General features: G+C 57.4%; 18 protein-coding genes. 9 read left to right on the top strand and 9 right to left on the bottom strand.

The annotated features are described in order from the left end of the window. Nucleotides 1-229: 229 nt before the first annotated feature. The 4 genes from H7B67_RS18645 to H7B67_RS18660 form a co-directional block, all read right to left on the bottom strand. Nucleotides 230-1,228, bottom strand: coding sequence for an LLM class flavin-dependent oxidoreductase (locus tag H7B67_RS18645; protein ID WP_185121373.1), 999 nt, complete (start codon nt 1,226-1,228; stop codon nt 230-232). A gap of 145 nt (nt 1,229-1,373) precedes the next feature. Then, the gene (locus tag H7B67_RS18650) at nt 1,374-1,892 is read right to left on the bottom strand and encodes a GNAT family N-acetyltransferase (protein ID WP_185121374.1); all 519 of its coding nucleotides are present in this window, start codon (nt 1,890-1,892) and stop codon (nt 1,374-1,376) included. A 77-nt stretch (nt 1,893-1,969) separates the two neighbouring features. Beyond that, complete coding sequence (locus H7B67_RS18655; RefSeq protein WP_185121375.1) at nt 1,970-2,665, bottom strand: DUF421 domain-containing protein; 696 nt, start codon at nt 2,663-2,665, stop codon at nt 1,970-1,972. A gap of 82 nt (nt 2,666-2,747) precedes the next feature. After that, on the bottom strand, nt 2,748-3,359 hold the full coding sequence (locus H7B67_RS18660) for a C40 family peptidase (RefSeq protein ID WP_245363475.1): 612 nt from the start codon (nt 3,357-3,359) through the stop codon (nt 2,748-2,750). A gap of 277 nt (nt 3,360-3,636) precedes the next feature. On the opposite strand from H7B67_RS18660, the gene H7B67_RS18665 reads away from it, so the two are divergent. Beyond that, nucleotides 3,637-4,266 (top strand): HD domain-containing protein, encoded by a 630-nt coding sequence (locus H7B67_RS18665; RefSeq protein ID WP_185121376.1) that lies wholly within the window; start codon nt 3,637-3,639, stop codon nt 4,264-4,266. Nucleotides 4,267-4,954: 688 nt separating this feature from the next. On the opposite strand, the gene sigK is transcribed toward H7B67_RS18665, so the two are convergent. From sigK to H7B67_RS18690, 5 genes are all read right to left on the bottom strand, one after another. Beyond that, nucleotides 4,955-5,656: an RNA polymerase sporulation sigma factor SigK gene (sigK, locus tag H7B67_RS18670; protein ID WP_185121377.1), complete on the bottom strand. Its 702-nt coding sequence runs from the start codon at nt 5,654-5,656 to the stop codon at nt 4,955-4,957. A 119-nt stretch (nt 5,657-5,775) separates the two neighbouring features. Next, nucleotides 5,776-6,897 carry a Ger(x)C family spore germination protein gene (locus H7B67_RS18675; RefSeq protein ID WP_185121378.1) on the bottom strand — a complete coding sequence of 374 codons (1,122 nt, stop codon included), beginning with the start codon at nt 6,895-6,897 and terminating at the stop codon, nt 5,776-5,778. Next, entirely contained in the window at nt 6,894-7,997 is a 1,104-nt protein-coding gene (locus H7B67_RS18680) for a GerAB/ArcD/ProY family transporter (protein ID WP_185121379.1), read from the bottom strand. The genes H7B67_RS18675 and H7B67_RS18680 overlap by 4 nt, the downstream gene beginning before the upstream one ends. Beyond that, nucleotides 7,994-9,415, bottom strand: coding sequence for a spore germination protein (locus H7B67_RS18685; protein WP_245363518.1), 1,422 nt, complete (start codon nt 9,413-9,415; stop codon nt 7,994-7,996). Before H7B67_RS18685 ends, H7B67_RS18680 begins: the two co-directional genes overlap by 4 nt. Before the next feature lie 234 nt (nt 9,416-9,649). Further along, nucleotides 9,650-9,871, bottom strand: a complete 222-nt coding sequence (locus tag H7B67_RS18690; protein ID WP_185121381.1) for a hypothetical protein — start codon at nt 9,869-9,871, stop codon at nt 9,650-9,652. A gap of 363 nt (nt 9,872-10,234) precedes the next feature. Between H7B67_RS18690 and spoVAC the strand changes: the two genes are divergently transcribed. The 8 genes from spoVAC to yqeH all read left to right on the top strand — a co-directional run bounded on the left by spoVAC (nt 10,235) and on the right by yqeH (nt 18,564). Beyond that, a complete protein-coding gene (gene spoVAC, locus H7B67_RS18695; protein WP_185121663.1) occupies nt 10,235-10,687 on the top strand; it encodes a stage V sporulation protein AC in 453 nt (150 codons plus the stop codon). 4 nt (nt 10,688-10,691) lie between these two features. Then, nucleotides 10,692-11,696, top strand: a complete 1,005-nt coding sequence (gene spoVAD / locus H7B67_RS18700) for a stage V sporulation protein AD (RefSeq protein ID WP_185121382.1) — start codon at nt 10,692-10,694, stop codon at nt 11,694-11,696. A gap of 44 nt (nt 11,697-11,740) precedes the next feature. Beyond that, the gene (gene spoVAE / locus H7B67_RS18705; RefSeq protein ID WP_185121383.1) at nt 11,741-12,091 is read left to right on the top strand and encodes a stage V sporulation protein AE; all 351 of its coding nucleotides are present in this window, start codon (nt 11,741-11,743) and stop codon (nt 12,089-12,091) included. Between the two features lie 204 nt (nt 12,092-12,295). Continuing rightward, complete coding sequence (locus H7B67_RS18710) at nt 12,296-13,249, top strand: AAA family ATPase (RefSeq protein ID WP_185121384.1); 954 nt, start codon at nt 12,296-12,298, stop codon at nt 13,247-13,249. 1 nt (nt 13,250) lies between these two features. Beyond that, a complete protein-coding gene (locus H7B67_RS18715) occupies nt 13,251-14,498 on the top strand; it encodes a DUF58 domain-containing protein (protein ID WP_185121385.1) in 1,248 nt (415 codons plus the stop codon). Next, on the top strand, nt 14,495-16,741 hold the full coding sequence (locus tag H7B67_RS18720; protein WP_185121386.1) for a transglutaminase TgpA family protein: 2,247 nt from the start codon (nt 14,495-14,497) through the stop codon (nt 16,739-16,741). Before H7B67_RS18715 ends, H7B67_RS18720 begins: the two co-directional genes overlap by 4 nt. Nucleotides 16,742-16,915: 174 nt before the next feature. Then, entirely contained in the window at nt 16,916-17,440 is a 525-nt protein-coding gene (locus H7B67_RS18725) for a YqeG family HAD IIIA-type phosphatase (protein WP_185121387.1), read from the top strand. A gap of 2 nt (nt 17,441-17,442) precedes the next feature. Further along, nucleotides 17,443-18,564 carry a ribosome biogenesis GTPase YqeH gene (yqeH, locus tag H7B67_RS18730; RefSeq protein WP_185121388.1) on the top strand — a complete coding sequence of 374 codons (1,122 nt, stop codon included), beginning with the start codon at nt 17,443-17,445 and terminating at the stop codon, nt 18,562-18,564.

The raw sequence follows: 18,564 nt of genomic DNA on the forward strand, positions 1-18,564 counted from the left end.
CTCCAGCAAAATTCGTTCTACTCATTGTGAAGGGAGCGGAGGGAAGGCGTCAAGAAGGGAATCCAGTACGATGGACAAGCGCTGAACGAAGAGGAACCGGCCTCGATCATTTCGACGGCGCGTATATGTCTCTTCAGAGACGATCGAGTGGGTAAGACGGAATTCAAACGATTAAGATACGATAAAAAGAAGGCGGCCGGGGAGAGACTCCCAAGCCGCCTTCTTCCACTTACAACAACACCCCGGCCAACATCCTAAGCGACCGCAGCCGAATCTCCTGGCTCGGTCCCGAGGCGACGATCATGACTTCGTCGAAGCCGTACTTCGCTTGATCGGCGCGAAGCTGGTCGGCGATGTCGGAAGGGGTTCCGACGAGATGGAGACCACGGTCCCGGTTCGACTGGATGAACGAGCGGTCCATCTCGGTGAGCGGGTAGTCGCGGGCTTCTTCGGGGGTGAGCTGCTGCTGCAGGCGGCCTTTCATGAGGAAGAGACGTCCGAGATCGACGGGCAGCGCGTTGAATTCGGCTTCCTCGACCGTATCCGCGACCGTGACGGCATACGTGACGCTGATGACCGGCTTCTCCATGAACGCGGAAGGCATGAAGTTTCTCTTGTACGTGTCGAAGATCTCCTTCGACATCTCCCCGTTGAAGAATTGCGCGAACGAATAGCCGACGCCCATGCGACCCGTGCGGATGGCGCTGTTGCCGGTCGAACCGAGCAGCCAAGCCTCCGGCAAGACGACGTCGGTCGGCGTCGTGACGATCTCGTCGTGAAGCGAATCTTCGACGGCCTTGTCGTTCAATAACTCCAATATCGTATGGAGCTTATCGTAGAGATCCGTAGGAATGTAAGGCCGGCCAACCGCCAGCGCTTGGGTAGACCGGTGGTCGCCTCCCGGAGCCCGTCCGACGCCGAAGTCGATGCGGCCGGGCGCCAGGGCGCTCAGCGTCTTGAACACTTCCGCCAGTTTATATGGGGCGTAGTGCATCATCATGACGCCGCCCGTTCCGATGCGGATGCTCTTCGTCTTGGCCGCGAGGAACGAAGCGGTGATCTCGGGAGCGCTGCTCGCGAGGGTGCGGAGATTATGGTGCTCGGCCATCCACATGCGGTGGTAACCCAATTCGTCCGCCAATACGGCCGTCTCGACGGCGTTCCGAAGCGCTCCCGTCGCGGTATTGCCCTTGGCGATCGGGGCTTGGTCCAGGATGCCTATTTTCATATCGGTAACCTTCCCTTCCTGTAAGCGATGGCTTCTCTTATACTGTAATATTTATTATCACAGATATCGCGGCCATACGCAATGAAGAAAGCCGACGAGGCTGCTTTACCCAAGCGAACTCATCGGCTTTACATCCAATAACCGGTTACTTTACGATATCGACGGCATCCAGCCGCTTCTCCATCACGAAGTCGTCCATCACGTACCCATTGCCGATGTCGGCGACTTGCGTACGCACGGTGCGAAAGCCTTTCTTCTCGTAGACGGCGATCGATCCGTCGTTGCGGCGGTTGACCGTAAGCCAGATGGCCGTTAAACCGCGCTCCTTGCAGATCTCCTCCAAATACTCGAACGCTCGGCTGGCGTAGCCTTTTCCCCGATGGGCCTTCCGAATGTAGAACTTGCTCAGGAACAGCTTGCCCTCCTCCGGCTTGACCGCCATATAGCCGACCGGCTCCGTCTCCGAAATAAGCAAATAGTAGGAATATCCGCCTCTTCGCGCTTGATCCGCGATGGCCGCGGGAGATTGGAACCGATCCACCATGTATTCGATTTGCGCTTTGGCGAGGATCGCGCCGTAATGCTCGTTCCAGATCTCGTCCGCCAGCCGCGCGACCAGCCCGATTTGTTCGTCTGTTTGAATGAGGGAGAAAGTTAAGGACATGGACGGAAGTCTCCTTTGTTTCGGACGTTCTTCGTTCCATTCCTATGATAAATGAATCCTCCCGTTTTGCAAACGGCTCAACTCTTCCGGTTAACCTGCTCAAACGTCTGAACGAGCATGCCGTCCCCCTCCAACCATTCGGCGAGAAAAACGTCCCGGACATCGGTTACTTTCTGCGCATGAAGCTGATTCTCCAACCATTTTTCGTTTCTGCCCATGTCTCTCAATTCATCGAGCAGCAGCTCCCCGTCCCGAATGACGGTCACCGGAACTTGAACTGCCTTCTGGGGGAGCTTAAAGTCTTCCTGGGTCGTTTTTTGATAGGGCGATTTTTTGAGGATGCTGATGGATCCGTTGGATTCCAGATAGCAATAGGCAACCTCCCGGATGGAGAACGTCTCCGATTGCCGAAGAAGGCTTTGGAGCTGGTTGAGGTTCATCCGGCTTTTTTTGAGCTGCTCCCGGTTCACGATGCCGTTATGGATCAGGACGGTCGGCTTCCCTTCGAAAATTTTGCGCAAGCGAAGGAACTTCTGTCCCAGAATCTCGACGGCTAACAAGAGCAAAGCCCAGAGCATCATGGAGTAAACGATGTAGAGAACGCCGATTCTCTCATCGTAAAGCGCGTTGCCGAGCAGCTCCCCGAGTACGATAGCCGCGATGAAGGTGAAGGGGGATATTTGATTGATGACTTTTTTGCCTAATATCTTCACGATTAGAAACAACAAGAAAAAGCCGACGACAATCTCGATCGTCAAATGCCAAACGCGCAATTCTACGGAGACCTCCAATGAGCGATGCTATAGACAGTATTAACGGCAGCGCAAGGGTTGAAACCACCCTCCCGGAATCCCGTTAAGATGCCGTCGAAGCCATGGCCAGCTCTCTGCCCATTCCGCGAACCCGATTCGAGTCCAGTAGGGGATAGTCGTACAGATTCCCTTCATAAACGAGCTCGAACGATTCGTGGCGGAGGAAGTCGTCCGGGGTCACGAGAGCCGAGGAACGGTTCCATAAAGACAGTCCGGACCGGTTCAGGGCTTCGGCCACGAACTGGGAGCAGAAGAACGCGTTCTTCCGCCGCAGGTCGTAATTCACCATCACCCCGAACAAGCCGATCAGATTGTAGCGATAAGAATCGCGGTTCTGCTGGAAGGAACGGATCGTCCGCCAGGCTTCGTCGCGCTGCTCGTCCGAAACCCGAAGCCTCAGCAGAGCGCAGCGGGTATTCGGGTAGCGGCTGAACGTTCCTTCGTAAACGTCCTCTTCGACGAAGCCCGCGGACAACGGGTTGGTCGGTTTTTTGCGTCCGAAGCTGAACAGCTGGTTTAATTCCGCGTCCATCGCAAGAGAAGCGTGGTTATAGGGAGCGGAGGTTACGTTTTTAATCAGCGTAGTGAATAAAGTTCCGGTATGGGTCAACAAGACATAGAGATCTTTATTTGAACGAATCATCGTATCGATCATGGCGGAATGCCCTCGCTTTCTTCGAACGGAGCCTCGCGCGAGCCGCGTTTGGCTTCTGTCCAAAGATTAACAGATAAAGCAGGCGAAGGGACCGACCGCGGGAACAGTTTGAGACTGGACTAGGGTCTTGGTAAGGAATTGGACCTTGGGACGGATTCAAGCTAAGCCGCACCGCAAGAAGATGATTTCCACATCTGCCTTTATCCCCTTTTAACATTTTCGGCGTATACTGCCTTTACGGTATCCTACTCCAATCACAAAAAAGGAAAATCGACCTATGGGAATTCATACGTATTTTCAGTCGCTGACCGACTTGGAGCGAATCATCCGATGCCCGGGCAAATTCAAGTTCCAAGAACATAGCGTTTCGGCCCATTCCTGGAAAGTCGTTCAATACGCGAAGACGCTGGCGGATATCGAGGAGGCTGGCGGCGTAGCCGTAGATTGGAAAAAACTGTACGAGATCACGAGCAGCCACGATTACGGCGAGATTTTTATCGGGGACATCAAGACGCCGGTGAAGCATTATTCGCTGGAGCTTCGCGCGATGCTGCAGCAGGTGGAGGAAGGCATGGTCGCCCACTTCATCGACGAGCATATTCCGGATGAATTCAAGCCGATCTTCCGCAGGCAGCTGCGCGAAGGGAAGGACGATTCGGTCGAGGGCCTTATCCTCGAGGTGGCCGACAAGCTGGATCAAATCTACGAGGCGTTCGCCGAGCTGCAGCGGGGCAATACCGAGAAGGAATTCGTGATTATGTACCGATCCGCCCTGATCAAGATCAAAGGGATCAAGCTTCATTGCGTGGATTATTTCCTGGAGCATATCTTGCCCGACATGGTCAGCGAAGGCTCCAAATCCCCGATCGATATCGCCCGAATTACGGACGAGGCTTTGGCTTCCTGAGGTTGAAGCGATCGCGTAAACCGTCGCGGCTATCTCGACAAACTCCTCTAATCTCCTATAACTCCCGCAACTCCGCCACCTTACCCCCTTCTCACGCGGCTCCTGCCCCCGCCCGCAATCGCTAACGGACACCTGCGACTCTTACGCGGTTCCGGACGCCCTGAACGAATTTTAACGGACATGAGAAACCCTTAAATCCCCGAAATCGCCTTTACAGGCGAAGTAACGGGGAATAAGGGTCTCCTGTGTCCGTTAAATTTGTTTTGTTCCCTTTTTGGGTTTCTAAGGGTCTCTCAGGTCCGTTAGCGGCACGGCGACGGAAAAGTTAACTGAGCAGTCGAAGCGGTTCCGCCGGGACAATGTAATCGATGAGTTCAAGTAATAAAAGATGCCATATTGATTTGTTGAACGGAAAATGTTATTATTTTCCTCGGAGAAGTGGCTGAGAGGCTTAAGGCACCCGATTGAAAATCGGGCGAGCTCCTGAATAAGGGGCTCCGAGGGTTCGAATCCCTTCTTCTAAAATGATAATAATTCCGTTTAACGGTTGAGCAACTCTGAGCGAAGTAATCGCCAGAGTTGTTTTTGTATCCGCTTTGCAACTTTGGTGCGAGCTCGGATGTTTGCGAATAAGGTACAGCTCTTCGTGATTTCGAGGAGTCTGTACCTTTTCTTATGCAAGCCAGCCTCACCGCTTCGCCTTATAAAACTCATGATATAGCTTCATGAGAGCCCGCTTCTCGATCCGCGACACGTAGCTGCGGCTAATTCCGAGCTCGCGAGCGATCTCGCGCTGCGTCCGTTCGTCGCCGCCGCCGTCGAGGCCGAAGCGGCCGCGGATGACTTCTTGCTCCCGTTCGTCCAGGATGTCGAGATTGCGGTAGATTTTGCTTTTCTCGATCTTGAGCTGCACCTTCTCGACGACCTCGTCGGGCTCGGTGCCGAGGATATCTTGAAGGGTAATCTCGTTTCCTTCCTTGTCCGTTCCGATCGGATCGTGCAGAGAGACGTCCTTGCGAGTTTTCTTAAGCGACCGGAGATGCATAAGGATCTCGTTTTCTATACAACGGGCAGCGAAAGTAGCCAGCTTCGTCCCCTTGTTCGGCTGAAAGCTTTCGATCGCCTTGATCAGGCCGATCGTGCCGATGCTAATCAAATCCTCCAGGTCTTCGCCGGTGTTGTCGAACTTCTTGACGATATGGGCAACCAAACGAAGGTTGTGCTCGATCAGCAGATTGCGGGAGCGAGGGTTGCCCTCCGCCATGCGCGACAGGTGCAGGGCTTCCTCTTCGTCGGTCAGGGGCTGGGGGAACGCGTTGTTCTTGACGTACGAAACGAGCAGGCTGAGCTGTTTGATAAACAGGGCTACGGCGGTAAAAAGTCCAGGCACGGGCAAGCCACCTCCGGCTAGTTGGTCGGGAGCGCACGCGGAAACATTACTATTCTATGTGGGTGGAAGCCCATACGTGCCTGTACGCCCGCTGTCAAGCGGTTCTTATTGTCTCCGCCTTATTTGACCGCACCCTCGTCGGTGATCTTGACGTCTACGGCGACGTTGACGTCGGCCTCGGAGAAAGCCTCGCCCCAATGATCCTTTACCTTCTGAAAATCCCCGTAATGATAAGCTCTGGCGTAAATTCCGAGCCCGATCGGGTCGACCTTGTTCTCCCGAAGCTTGTCCAGAAGCTTTTCGAACTCCTTCTTCACGTACTCCGTGCAAGCGGCTTCCAGCTTTCGCTTCTGCTCCGCTTGGATATCGGCAGGGAATTGCTTCTCCATGAGGCCGGCGGCCATGCGGACCCGGATGTCGAAGGAGAAACGTCCGCCCTTGACGGCCGTCCGGATTTTGACCTTGATCTTCTCCGCCGTAAAGCTGATCCATCGGCTTCCCTCCGGATCGGTGACAAGCTCTTTCGGAACCTCGAACGAGAAACCGACCGTGCGGGTATTCTTTTTCTTCAGAATAAGGAGGAGGGCGCTCTCCTTCGGATCCAGCGACGCGACATAACGGCCGTCATGGGCGAGAAGGGCGCTGCCTTTGACCCTCAAATCCTGCTTAAGCTCTACTTCCGTAACCGCGGGCGTCTGCCCGAATTCGTACATCTGCGTGTGAAGCTCCTGTAGCGTCGTCTTGACCGATTCGGAGCGGGAGCTCGTCGACTTGACGACCCCGAGAAGCGCGATCGGAAGGATCGTTTGATTCGTCGGCGTATATTCGTACAGCTGGGATAGAGGGCCGTCGAAGACGATCACATGCGATGTGATGGGATTTCTGCCGTCCCGGAAATAGACGTCCATGAAGCGAAACCAAGCATGCTCGGTTTCGATCAATCTTTTGGAGACGACTAGCACTTGGATTTTGCGGCCGTTAAAGACGCCGACGGTATAGTTGTCGAATTTGCCTCGGCCCTGCCTCAGAGAGGTAGATTGGACTTTATAGGACTGACTCTTCCTTTTGGAGTTTTTGGCGAAGATCGGAATCGACGTGTACTGATACAACTTTCCGTTCTCTTCCACGTCAATGCCGGCTACAAGCGACATGGAGGCGTCTTCCATGTCCAGTCTGTCGAAGCACCCGGTTAACAGGAGCAATAACGCGAGCGGCGGCAGCAGCTTGCGCGCGGCGGTCATGCTTGCTTAACCTCGGTCCGATAACGCTTCGACAAAGAGAGGAGCGCAAGCAGCACGAGAGGAAGGACGTATTCGACGACGAAGCCGAATCCGCTCAGCCACTTGTTCAGGCGGATCAGTTGCCAATAGTCCGGCACATAGAAATAGGAAGAGACGATAATCGTTCCGATAAGCAGCCTCAGCGGCAGTCTGGGATCCGTGCGGCCGAACGTCCAATTTACGCTGTACGAGAAAAAGTAGAGCGACGGAATCCAGGCGATGGAGAAAATCATCAGGTACATGACGATGAACATGCCTTCGACCTGCTCCAGGAACGGGAGCCGAACGGTCTTCAGCAGATAGATGGCCGGCTGGTAGATGGTACCGAATTCGTCCGGACTCAAGAAGACAAAACAAACGATCGAAATGAACAGGAAGGATAGCAGGGTAAGCGTCAAAGCGATGACGATGGCCATGCCGGCCCTCTCCTTCTTCTGAAGATAGGGATAAAGGAACACCGAGGCGAAAAAACCGAGAAAGTAATAGATCGTGTGCGGGACAGTGGAGAAGACGGGGCCCCATCCTTCGGGAAGAACCGGCAGCAGATAAAGCCAGTTGGCATGACGAAGAGTGAAGCTGAAGATAAAGGGAATCCAGAGAGAGGCGAGCAAGGCGAACTCGGAGTATCGCCCGATATTCCGGACTTCGTTTCTAGCTACCATATAGGCGGGAATCAGAATGAGAAACAAGGTGATAAATATAGGCGTCTCTTGGAGAATACGGGACTTGATCACCCGCGTCGAATAGATGAGACCGTCGTATGAGAAAATGGCAAAATAACAGGCCAGAACGCACGCGACGGCTCTCCCGGCCCATCTGCCCCCGTATTTGGCGAGCAGGTCCAGCAGCGTGCCTTGGCGATACCCCTTCATGAGGCGAATCGCGACAAGGCTCGCCGCCGTCGTGACGAGCCATCCGATCACAAGCGATATCCAGCCGTCGCTGCCCGCATGCTCGTGAAGCTCGTAGGGGATGTCGATAAAGCCGAAGCTCACTTGGGTGCCGGTAATGATGGCGATGAATTGCAGGGTCGTGATGGAGTTGTCGGCATACCGGTTCATTTTCCTTCCCCCTCGGTGCGATGGGCGACTTGGCGATCCAGTTCGGCCGGTTTGGTGCTGACGGGACGTTTTCTCATTCGCCATAGCGGAATCCGCACCATCGTGTCCTTCCAATCCGCGAAGCGGACGGGAGCGAACGGGCTGCCGAACGGGGTGCCGAACGACTCGAGCGATATCAGGTGCGCGATCAGAATCATGAACCCGATCATGATCCCGAAGATGCCGAACAGGGCGGCCCCGATCATCATGAAGAAGCGAAGGAGCCGAACGGCGGCGACCATGTCGAAGTTCGGCAGAATAAACGAAGCGATCGCGGTGAAAGCGACGACGATGACCATGATGTTGCTGATCAGGCCGGCCTGAACGACGGCTTGGCCGATGACGATGCCGCCGACGATGCCGACGGTTTGGCCGACGGGCGCGGGCAGCCGGACGCCGGCCTCCCGCATCATCTCCAGCGTCAGCTCCATGAAGATCGCTTCCAGGAACGGCGAGATCGGAACGATTCCCCTGTACTCTCCGATCGTCAGCAGAAGCCGAAGCGGAATCAGCTCGAAGTTAAACGAGATGACGGCGATATAGAACGCCGGAAGGAAGATGGCGACCAGCAGGGCGAAGAATCGCAGAAGCCGGATGAACGTCGCGATCGACCATCTCGTGCTGTAATCGTCCACGCTCTGGAAGAACGAGGCGAACGAGACGGGGGCGACCAGAACGCTGGGAGAACGATCGACGACGATGACGAAGCGTCCTTGAATGATCTGCGAGGCCGCGGTGTCCGGTCTCTCGGTCAGCAGAATTTGCGGGAACGGGGAATACGGATCGTCCTCGATGAGCTCGGAGAGCTCGCCGGAGTTGATGATGACGTCGATGTCGATTTTGCCGATCCGTCCCTCGATTTGGGCAAGCGTATCCATGTTCGCCACGTCGTCCAAGTAAACCGTGCAGATCCTCGTATCGCTCCTTCTGCCGACGCGCTGCTCTTTGATTTTTAAATTGCGGTGGGGAAGATAGCGGCGAATAAGGGCGATATTCTGATCCAGGGTCTCCACGAACCCTTGATGGGCGCCTTTGAGGGAAGTCTCGACTTGAGGATCCTCGATCGCGCGCTGCGGCCAGCCTTCGGTGCCGTGAACCTGCGCGTCGGCAGCGCCGTCAACGAACAGGATGCTGCTTCCTTGAAGGACGGCGCTTTGAATATCGATCCAGCGCCTCATCCGGTTGAGCCTGCCGACGGTAACGGACGTCGTCTCGCATCCGTCCTCTACGTTCTGCAGAAGCGGCTTCAGAATATCGTTGTTAATGGAATTTTTGTCGGTCAGCCCTTCCAGATAGACAAGAGCCGCTCTGCGCCCGGTAGCTCGGATCGTCAGAGGCCGGACGTTCAAATCGGGCGTGTCCGTAAACAGGGCGAGCATAAGCTTCAAATCGTTATCCAGGTTGCCCGAAATGCAGTCGGAGGAGCCGTATCCGTATCCCGACTTGCGCTTGCCGAAGCCGGAAGCCGTATTCGCGATGCGTCTTCCGATCCCCAGCAGGCGGAGCAGATCCATCCTTCGTTCACCTCCTTTTCAACTATTTCCCAACCTCGATTCGTCTATTCGGCCGGGGTTCCCGCTTCGCCGGAAATAAAAAAGAGGCCCGAAGGCCTCCTACTGGACGTTCAATCGAAGTCTCTCATTAAAAGAAAGCTGTCGTCCGCAGCTCAATCCCGTATGAAATCCGCTGTGGTAAGCCCATTGGGCCAGCGTCTCGATATGGCTCAGCTGAGCGTCGGTCAGCTCGAGCCGTTCTCCAAGGTTCGTCAGCTCCAGCTTCAGATCCCTGGCGAAATAATGTTCGGCGTCCGCCCGGAGACGTTCCGCGTCAAGCATTTCCATCCCCTCCTTATTGTTCATTCTTCCCGCAAGCACGCCTTTTCAACCCTTCCGGGAGAACCATAGGCGTTCGCTTGAAGGCGATGTCCTCGTTCGGGGGCGTAACATTGGCGACGTTCCCTATATTTTATGCCGAATGGCCGTTGCAAGCGCTACATTTCAGCCGGATCGGGCTTATTTTAGCCGGCGAATCCCGCGGCGGCCGACGAGGCGGTTTGCTGCCGAGGGCCAAAATTGCCAATAATAGTTTCCGCGTCGCGGAGAGATACTGACCTAGACGAAAGATGCAATTCTGGGAAGGAGGTACGCCCGTCCGTGACCGTCAAAGATACGAGCAAGGGCCGAATCGCCTACAAGCCGATGTCGATGTCCGCCAAGGAGTACAAGCAATTCGCCAAGAACAGGGAGCCGGGCCGTTCGGTACTGGCCAACTGCGTCAGGGCTTTTCTGGCCGGGGGATTGATTTGCTTGATCGGTCAAGGGGTTCAGGAATTCTACAAAGCCGCGTTCGGCATGTCTCCGTTGCAAGCGGGAGATCCGACCGTAGCGACGATGGTTTTGCTGTCGGTCATCTTAACCTCGGTCGGGATATATGACAAAATCGCCCAATGGGCGGGGGCGGGCTCGGCCGTTCCGGTCACCGGATTCGCCAATTCGATGAGCTCCGCCGCGATCGAGCACCGCAGCGAAGGGCTCGTGCTGGGCGTGGGGGCGAATATGTTCAAGCTGGCCGGATCGGTTATCGTGTTCGGCGTCGTGGCCGCCTTCTTCATCGGGATCGCCGCTTGGCTGTTCGGCGGAGCGGGGAGATGAAGCCATGAAGCAAGGAGAGCGAACATGGGCGTTCCCGAATCCTCCGGTCATTATCGCCACGGGTACCGTTGTCGGTCCCGACGAAGGCGAAGGGCCGTTATCCGCCGACTTCGATCTGGTGCATCCCGACATGGAACTGCAGCAGCCTTCTTGGGAGAAAGCCGAGCGGGCGCTGCTGGAACAGGCGACGGATATCGCGATCAGCAACGCCAAGCTCAAGAAGGACGACATTGAATATTTCGTCGGCGGGGATCTGCTTAATCAAATCATCAGCAGCACGTTCGCTGCGCGTACGATCGGGGCGCCGTATATCGGGGTTTTCGGAGCCTGCTCGACCTCCATGGAGACGCTGGCGCTGGCTTCGCTCATGGTCGCGTCCGGGGCGGGAGATAAGGTGCTGGCCGGGACGAGCAGCCACAACTGCACGGTCGAGAAGCAATTCCGTTATCCGACGGAATACGGCTCGCAGAAGCCGCCGACCGCCCAATATACGGTGACCGGAGCGGGCGCGGCGGTCGTCGCGAGAACGGGGGACGGCCCGAAGGTGACGGCGGCGACGATCGGCAAGGTCGTCGATCTGGGCATCAAGGATCCCTTCAACATGGGCGCGGCCATGGCGCCGGCCGCCGTCGATACGATCCAGGCCCATCTTCAGGATACGGGAAGGGAGCCCGGCTACTACGATTTGATCGTGACGGGCGATCTGGCGGGTGTCGGCCATCCGATCGCCCGGGAGCTTCTTCTGCGCAACGGCGTGCCGCTTCAGCAGACGACCTTCAACGACTGCGGCTTGATGATTTACGACGTCGCTAAGCAGAAGGTGCAAGCGGGAGGCAGCGGCTGCGCATGCTCGGCGGTCGTTACTTACGGTCATCTGCTCAGGCGGATGAAGAAAGGGGAGCTGAAGCGGATCCTGGTCGCCGCGACCGGAGCGCTGCTCAGTCCCTTGTCGTTCCAGCAAGGGGAATCCATCCCGTGCATCGCGCATGCCGTTTCCATTGAAGCATAACCCGTAAATGCCGATGGCAGCTATATTTGAAGGAGGGGCGAAACATGCAATATTTATGGGCTTTTCTCGTGGGGGGAGCCATCTGCATCATCGGGCAGCTGCTGTTCGACGTTGCGAAGCTGACGCCCGCGCATACGATGGCGACCTTGGTCGTGGCGGGGGCGGTCCTGGACGGGCTCGGCTTGTACGAGCCGCTCATTAATTTCGCGGGAGCCGGCGCGACCGTTCCGATTACCAGCTTCGGCAACGCTCTCGTGCACGGCGCGTTGACGGAGCTGAAGGAGAACGGCTGGATCGGGGTGCTGACCGGCATCTTCAAGGTGACGAGCGCGGGCGTATCGGCGGCGATTATTTTCTCCTTCCTGGCCGCATTGGTCGTCAAACCGAAGGGCTAAAGACGGGGGATTGAATTCTAAAACTTACCTAAAGACGCGAGCATGTCGAAAAAAGCCTGCCGTTATGCGGTTTGGCTTTTTTTCTATTATTATTTGTAGGAACTCAAAATTTACGGCCTTCTCCAAAATCAGGTATAATAAGTTAGGTTCATTTTGCGCGATACTGGCCACTCATGTCTCAAGATTCCATAGGAGGAGACCGGCATGGAACACCAACAAGCGATTCAAGTATTAGAACTTATTAAACGTAATATGGAATCTTGCATTTTCGGCAAAAAAGACGAAATCATGTGGCTTTTGACCGCGATCGCCGCGGGAGGCCACGTTCTGATCGAGGACGTTCCCGGCACCGGGAAGACGCAGATGGTCAAGGCGCTGGCCAAATCCATCGGCGGAGAGTTCCATCGAATTCAGTGCAACCCGGACCTGTTGCCTACCGATATAACGGGCGTATCGATCTATCATCCCAAGCAGGAGCAGTTTGTCTTCCGTCCGGGACCTATCATGGCGAATATCGTGCTCGCCGACGAGATCAACCGGGCGACGACGAAGACGCAATCCGCGCTGCTGGAAGCGATGGAGGAACGGCACGTGTCGGTGGACGGGGTCACGTACCCGCTCCCTAAACCGTTCGCTTTGTTCGCGACCCAGAACCCGATCGAGTTCGACGGCACTTATACGCTGCCGGAAGCCCAACTGGACCGCTTCATCATGAAGATCTCGATCGGCTACCCGGACGAGGCTTCCGAGAAGCGCCTGCTGACGGAGCCGAACGCGCATCGTTCCGCCGATGGCCTGAGCGCCGTCGCGTCCATCGAAGAGATCAACGACATTCAACGGATCGCCGAGGGCGTCCATGTCGATTCGAGCGTCGTCGACTACCTGCTTGCCCTGATCCGCGGAACGAGAAACCATGCCTCCGTGCTGCTGGGGGCGAGTCCCCGCGCGGGAGTGGCTCTCGCGGCGTGCGCCAAAGCGTACGCGCTTCTTCAGCGCAGGACGTTCGTCTTGCCGGACGACGTGAAGACGGTAGCTCCGCTCGTGCTCGAACATCGCCTGCACCTTCGTTCGGAAGCCCGGATGCAGGGGGCTACCCCGTCCAGCGTTCTTCAACAGGTGCTCCGTCAGATCCCGGTCCCGGTCGGAATGGAGCGGTAGGATGAAGAAGATGTCGAAGGCCCGTTTCGGGGGGCTTGCGGGAGCCCTTTATGCGGCATCTCTTCTGTTCCTACTATTCCAAGGGGGCAAAACCTCCTTGATGCTGTTCGTCATGCTGAACGCGCTCGGCCTCTACCTTCTGCTCGGCAGGTGGAGCGGGATCGGCAACGTTCAAGGCACCCGCGCTCTCGAGACCGGGGCGGAGAACGACGCCGTCATTCCGGCGGGCTCGAGGCTTCGCCTGAAGCTGTCCATTCAGGTTCCCGGTTATTGGCCTCTTCCCTACGTCATCGTAAGAGAGAGATTGGCCAGGAAGTCGAGCCAGGAGCTGCAGAACTACGAGCTAAGCTTTGTCCCCGATTACAAGAGAAGGGGGACTCTGGTCTACGAGACGGCTCCCCTTAAGCGCGGGCGGTATCAATTCCGCTCGACCGAATGCTCGACCCGCGACATCTTCGGCTTATTCGAGCATCGCGGATCGTTCCATGAGGACCAAGAGATCCGGGTGAGCCCCCGGACCGTGAACATTCGCGATTGGCGCTTCGTTCGAATCGCCAGGTCCGGCGCCGCCGAGCAGCGGGCGGCCTCCTCTTGGACGAGGGAGACGACCCAGATCGACGGCGTCCGGGAATACATCCACGGCGACCGCATGTCCCGCATTCATTGGAACGCGACGGCTCGCACGGGAGAGTGGAAGTCGAAAGAATACGAGAGAGAGGCGCTTCCCAGACTCGTGATCGTCCTTGATCGCAGGGCGGCTTCTTACCGGACGAACGAGCAATTCGAGCTGGCGGTTTCCGTCGCCGCATCGCTGCTGGACTTCGCCATCCGCCGGAACATGCCGATCGGTCTCGTATCCGCGGGAGCGGAACGCATCGTTCTCGGGGCGGGCCATAAGGCGCTTGCCCGCGGGGAAGCGATGGATCATCTGATCGACGCGGAAGCCGACGGAACCTCGCCTTGCCATGAAGCCATCTATGAGGCTTCGGAACGGTTCGAGCTCGGGGCTTGCCTCGTCATGGTAACCCCGGAGACCGACGACGGCTCCGCGAAGGCGCTCGCGGCGCTCGCTTCCCGGAGGCAAGCGGCAAGCCATATCCGAATCGCGGCAAGCTCCTCGAAGGGCAGCCCCGAAGAAACGGGCCGGCTCCAGAGCTGGAGCCGAATGTTCCAATCCAGAGGTTGGAGCTTCAGCAACCTGTCGAGCCTGGAGGAGCTGCAGCAGGCACTGGAGGTGGGATCCGCATGAGCATCGCTCTTGCCGAGGCTAGGCCGAAGGAGAACGTTCTTTGGCGAAGAATGGTGCTGGAGAGGCTGCACCGGATCTTCGCGCTCATTCTCGTGATTCAACTGATTCAGCCTTTTCAGGAATACTGGTGGCCGGAGACTTATCGGGTCATTTATTGGGCCTTAGCCGTTTACGGGGCGTCGGAGCTCGTTTTCTCCCGCATGCTGTGGCTCAGGTTGGCCATTCAAGCGGCGGGAGCATTCGGCTTTACGCTGGCGTTCGCCAGAGCCGAATGGCAAGGCTGGCCGCAGACTCGCGACTGGTCGGTCTGGCGAGGCTTTCTAACGCACAATGCCGAAGAGATGCATCCGTATATCGAGCTTGCGCTGTTTGCACTGCTCGCCTGTCACGCGCTGGCTCATTGGGCGATCACGAAGCGAAGGGCGGTTCTCGTCACGATAGCGGCGGTAACGATGCTGGCCGCCATCGATTCGTTCTTTCCTTTCGAGCTGTGGCGCAGCATTATTTGGACGGTAGCCGCCGGCTTGGGCTGGCTGGTCGTCCTGCACCTCCGAATGCTGCGGGAGATGCATTTCGACAGCTGGAGCTCGTTGGCCGAGAGGCCCTTCGAGCTTATGCTCCCCGCGCTGATCGTGATCGGCCTCTTGGTCGCGCTCGGGATTCTGATGCCGAAGGCGCCGTCTCTGCTGGAGGATCCCTACACCCTCTGGATGAGGGCTCAGGACAAGGAGATTCCGAGCTTCTCCGGCGAAGGCGGGACGCTGATTACGAACTCTTCCGTCTCTTCGGGAGGTCAATCCTCCTCGAAGTCCGGCTACGGCCGCAACGATTCCCAGATCGGCGGGGGCTTCCAATACGATTACTCGCCGGTCATGCAGGTCGTCACCAATCAGAAGTCTTACTTGCGAGGAGAGACCAAGGCCGTCTACACGGGCAAAGGCTGGAGCGATCGCAAAGGACAGTCCAGCCAGCAGGTCGCCGCCGGAGGGGACGAGGAGCGGAAGCTTCCGCTCGAGCCGGAGCTGACCGACGAGACGGGCATCCGCAAGGTGGAGCAGACGATCACCATGGTGAAGAAGGATAGGCTGTCGGTCCTGTTCGCGGCCTCCTCCGCTTCCAACCTCGTCGAATTGGAAAGCTCACGGAACGCGCAGCTGTTCTGGAATCCCGAAGAAAGGGAACTCCGCTTCCAGCGTCCGGCGTCGGTCGCGAGCTATACCGTCGTCTCCGAGGTGCAGGAGCTGGACGAGGAACGGCTTCGGACGCTCTCGGCCGGTGCGGGGTCGGATTCGCTCGGGGCCGTTTATCTTCAGCTTCCGGACGCGCTGCCTCAGAGAGTCAGGGATTTGGCGCGATCGGTGACGACGACGGCAACGAACGATTACGATCGGCTTAAGCAGTTGGAGCAATACTTGAGCTCGACTTATCCGTATACGAACACTCCGGATCTCTCGAAGCAGAAGAGCAAGGATGTCGTCGACGCGTTCCTGTTCGAGATTCAGGAGGGCTACTGCGATTACTTCTCCACGGCGTTCGTCGTCATGGCCCGTTCGCTCGGCATTCCGACCCGTTGGGTGAAGGGCTATACCGCCGGCGTGAATCCGTCGGAGGATCAGCAGGAGCGCTACGGCGGGTACATCCCGGATCCGAACGGAGCGGGTTCTTATACCGTTCGCAACTCCGACGCCCACTCCTGGGCGGAAGCCTACTTCGAAGGCTACGGATGGGTCTCCTTCGAGCCGACCGCGGGCTTCAGCATTCCGCTGCCGGTACCGGAGCGGGCGCCCGAAGAAATCGACGTTCCGGTCGTCGACGCGAGCACGACTCCGGAAGCACAGCCGGAGGAGCAAGAAGACGGCTGGAAGCTCCCGACGATCGTATCGGTAATCGCCGCTGCCGTCGTGATCCTCTTCTTGGCAGGTTGGCTCGTCATTCGCCGGCGCGGCGGCTGGCGGCTTGCCATGCGGAAGCTTCGGCATCTCGGCACGACGCCGAACCAGCGGATCGTGAAGGAGATGGAGAGCCTCGTGCGCTTCATGCAGCGAAGAGGCTTCAAACGCGACAAGCACGAGACGCTTCGAGAGACGTTCGACAGCTGGGGAGGACGCTTCCAGTCGCTCAAGCCGGATTTGGAAGGGGCGCTTGCCCAATTCGAATGGGCTCGCTACGGCTCGGGCCAAGGAGAGGAAGCGGCTTACGCGGAGTTCTCGAGAACGACGGAGAGAATTCGCAAGGCGCTGTAGCCGGGTCGCAAGAGGTGCAAGAACGATAGGTCCCGTGCGGGAAAGCCGAATGCTTAAGCCGGCTTTCCCGTTTTTTTGCAAGGATTCACGGGGTGTGGTATATTTTGTTCACGATGCAGAGTTTTCTTGGAAACTCGTTAGATTATTTCGTAAGAGACAGGGGATTATTCGGGAATGTTCCAACGATTGCTGCCGGATCAGATCGTGAGCACCGTGTTCGACATCGACTTGCAAGCTTTGAAGAAGCGAGGGGTCAGCGGAATCATTACCGATCTGGACAACACGCTCGTCAGCGCGAAGACGCCTTTGGCGACGCCGGAGCTGGCCGCCTGGCTGGAGAAGGTCAAGCTGGAGGGCTTCCGCGTCGTCGTTCTATCCAATAATAACGAAAGCCGGGTATCGACCTTTTCGAAGCCGCTGGGCATTCCGTTCATTCCGGCCGCCCGCAAGCCGTTCGGAGCCGCTTTCCGCCGGGCGCTGTCGCTGCTGAAGCTGAGCGCCGACCAAGCGGTCGTCGTCGGAGACCAGATGCTGACCGACATTCTGGGCGGGCGCCGCATGGGTCTTCATACGATCCTCGTCACCCCGATCGCTGTAAGCGAAGAAGGGTTCGGAACCCAGATCAACCGCAAAATCGAGAAAATCGCCCTGTCCCGGCTCCGCAAGAGAGGCTTGTGGCCGGAGAAGGAGGAACGTTAATCTTGACCGATTCGCGAGTAGAGAACAGCCGCTGCGCGGGATGCGGAATCGCCCTGCAGACGATCGAGGCGAGCCGGCCGGGCTTCGTGCCGGAGTCCGCCAGAGAGCGCGAGCCGATCATCTGCCAGCGCTGCTTCCGCATCAAGAACTACAATGACGCATCGTCCGTCGCCATCGACCAGGACGATTTCTTGCGTTTGCTCGGAGGTATCGCCTCGACGGACAGCCTGGTCGTCCATATCGTCGACCTGTTCGACTTCGAAGGCAGCCTGATCTCCGGCCTACAGAGGTTCGTCGGAACGAACCCGGTGCTGCTGGTCGTGAACAAGATCGACCTTCTGCCGAAGGTGACGAACTGGAACCGGCTGCGCAACTGGGTGCAGAAGCAGGCTCGGGCGAACGGCCTGAAGGTTGTCGGCGTGCTTCTATGCAGCGCCAGACGGAACATCGGCTTCGAGAGGGTCGTCGAGACGATCGCGGAGCTGCGCGGCAAGCGCGACGTTTATGTCGTCGGAGCGACCAATGTGGGCAAAAGCACTCTGGTAAACCGTCTGATCTCGGATTACAGCGATCTGGAGCGGGAATTGACCGTCTCGCGTTATCCGGGAACGACTCTCGATGCCGTCCATATCCCTCTGGAGGATGGACGCAGCATTATCGACACGCCGGGAATCGTGTACCGCTCCCGTCTCTCCGAGGTTATTCCGAGGGAGAGCCTGCACGCCGTGCTGCCAGACAAGCCGCTTAAACCCGCCACTTATCAGCTGGACGCCAAACAGACGCTTTTCTTCGGGGGAATCGTTCGGTTCGACTTCGTGGAAGGCGAGCATCAATCGTTCACGGCTTACGTCTCGGGCGGGCTTCCGATTCATCGGACGAAGCTGGAGAAGGCGGACGCGCTGTACGAGGAACATCGCGGCGTCATGCTGGCCCCTCCTTCCCGGGAAGGGCTGGAGAGCATGCCTCCTTGGACGCGCCACTCGCTGCGGGTGCAGCCGGGCACGGCGGTCGACGTCTTCGTCTCCGGACTCGGATGGATCAAGGTGAACGGCAAGTCCGGGGCGCTGATCGAGGTTCACGCTCCGAAGGGCGTGAAGGTCATGCTGAGAGAATCGATGCTGTAA

It is taken from the genome of Cohnella thailandensis, from assembly GCF_014212135.1.
Lineage (GTDB): Bacteria > Bacillota > Bacilli > Paenibacillales > Paenibacillaceae > Cohnella > Cohnella thailandensis.

Excerpts from the sequence above, each read along its gene's own strand:
- H7B67_RS18725 (WP_185121387.1), top strand. The coding sequence starts at position 16,916 with ATGTTCCAACGATTGCTGCCGGATCAGATCGTGAGCACCGTGTTCGAC.
- H7B67_RS18680 (WP_185121379.1), bottom strand. The coding sequence starts at position 7,997 with ATGAACCGGTATGCCGACAACTCCATCACGACCCTGCAATTCATCGCC.
- H7B67_RS18650 (WP_185121374.1), bottom strand. The coding sequence starts at position 1,892 with ATGTCCTTAACTTTCTCCCTCATTCAAACAGACGAACAAATCGGGCTG.
- H7B67_RS18645 (WP_185121373.1), bottom strand. The coding sequence starts at position 1,228 with ATGAAAATAGGCATCCTGGACCAAGCCCCGATCGCCAAGGGCAATACC.
- H7B67_RS18710 (WP_185121384.1), top strand. The coding sequence starts at position 12,296 with ATGGAACACCAACAAGCGATTCAAGTATTAGAACTTATTAAACGTAAT.
- spoVAD (WP_185121382.1), top strand. The coding sequence starts at position 10,692 with ATGAAGCAAGGAGAGCGAACATGGGCGTTCCCGAATCCTCCGGTCATT.
- spoVAE (WP_185121383.1), top strand. The coding sequence starts at position 11,741 with ATGCAATATTTATGGGCTTTTCTCGTGGGGGGAGCCATCTGCATCATC.
- H7B67_RS18675 (WP_185121378.1), bottom strand. The coding sequence starts at position 6,897 with ATGACCGCCGCGCGCAAGCTGCTGCCGCCGCTCGCGTTATTGCTCCTG.
- H7B67_RS18685 (WP_245363518.1), bottom strand. The coding sequence starts at position 9,415 with ATGCTCGCCCTGTTTACGGACACGCCCGATTTGAACGTCCGGCCTCTG.
- spoVAC (WP_185121663.1), top strand. The coding sequence starts at position 10,235 with ATGTCGATGTCCGCCAAGGAGTACAAGCAATTCGCCAAGAACAGGGAG.
- H7B67_RS18660 (WP_245363475.1), bottom strand. The coding sequence starts at position 3,359 with ATGATCGATACGATGATTCGTTCAAATAAAGATCTCTATGTCTTGTTG.
- H7B67_RS18690 (WP_185121381.1), bottom strand. The coding sequence starts at position 9,871 with ATGCTTGACGCGGAACGTCTCCGGGCGGACGCCGAACATTATTTCGCC.
- H7B67_RS18665 (WP_185121376.1), top strand. The coding sequence starts at position 3,637 with ATGGGAATTCATACGTATTTTCAGTCGCTGACCGACTTGGAGCGAATC.
- H7B67_RS18720 (WP_185121386.1), top strand. The coding sequence starts at position 14,495 with ATGAGCATCGCTCTTGCCGAGGCTAGGCCGAAGGAGAACGTTCTTTGG.
- H7B67_RS18715 (WP_185121385.1), top strand. The coding sequence starts at position 13,251 with ATGAAGAAGATGTCGAAGGCCCGTTTCGGGGGGCTTGCGGGAGCCCTT.